This is a genomic window from Pseudomonas sp. UFMG81 (assembly GCF_015354575.1).
In the GTDB taxonomy this organism is placed as follows: domain Bacteria; phylum Pseudomonadota; class Gammaproteobacteria; order Pseudomonadales; family Pseudomonadaceae; genus Aquipseudomonas.
In genome coordinates this window covers 1-948 of record NZ_JACAFQ010000074.1, presented here as the reverse complement: position 1 = coordinate 948, position 948 = coordinate 1, and the positions used below count along the sequence as shown (strand labels likewise).

At 57.1% G+C, this 948-nt stretch carries 1 protein-coding gene; it reads left to right on the top strand.

The genetic code is table 11. The features are described 5' to 3' along the window. Window positions 1-217: integrase core domain-containing protein (locus IX761_RS26960; protein WP_194792522.1), on the top strand; the 217-nt coding region annotated here is incomplete at its 5' end. Window positions 218-948 lie beyond the last annotated feature (731 nt).

Below are 948 nucleotides of genomic sequence, written 5' to 3'. Positions count from 1 at the left end.
CCGAAAGGGAAACTGCTGGGACAACGCAGTGGCTGAGAGCTTCTTCGCTACGCTGAAAAGGGAAGAAGCATTCAGTGCATATCCCAGTAAACGACATGCTCAACTAGCCATCGCCAGCTATGTTCATAGTTTTTACAACAGCTGTCGGCTGCACTCCGCCCTTGGCTACCGTTCTCCGAACGAATATGCCAAGAGCTTAAGGCAGAAGGCTAAATAGCCAGCTTTTTGGCGTCCGTTGTCACGGGACAGGCCCAGCAAAACCGCCTGCTCCCATCATCCGGCCCCTACGCTTCGCTTCGGGGTTCCCTCACTCCGGCCTTGCTCCCGCGTGGACGCACCGAAGGGCCATCCATGGCCCATCGGTGCTCGATGGGCATCCATGCCCATCGCCCCGCTCCGCAAGTCCTACGTTCGGCCTCCTGAAGTCGCGTTTGGTGGTGACTGGGCTATCGCGCGCTTAGAAGCAAGAGCAAGAGCAAGAGCAAGAGCAAGAGCAGCGAGTGTTTAAGTGTTATTGATCGGTTGTTTGTAATGGCCTCATCGCCGGCAAGCCGGCTCCCACAGTGACCGCGTAAGTTTCGAGTTCAGAACAGTACCTGTGGGAGCTGCGGTTCGCCGCTGCGACTTGCCAGCGATTGCAATTTGAAGTTCAACAAAACAAACAACTAGCGACAGCTGCGCCAATATAGGCGCCGCCCCTAACTTCGCGACTTCAGGAGGCCGATCGGAGGGCTTGCGGAGGGAGGCGACGGGCATGGATGCCCGTCGAGCACCGATGGGCCATGGATGGCCCTTCGGTGCGTACTCCCGGGAGCAAGACCGGAGTGAGGGAACCCCGAAGCGAAGCGTAGGGGCCGTATGAATGGAGCGAGGATTTTTTGGTGACTTTTTGATCCTTCAAAAAGTTACCCGCCGTAAGGGCGGAAAGGTGAATAAGCGTCACCCAAG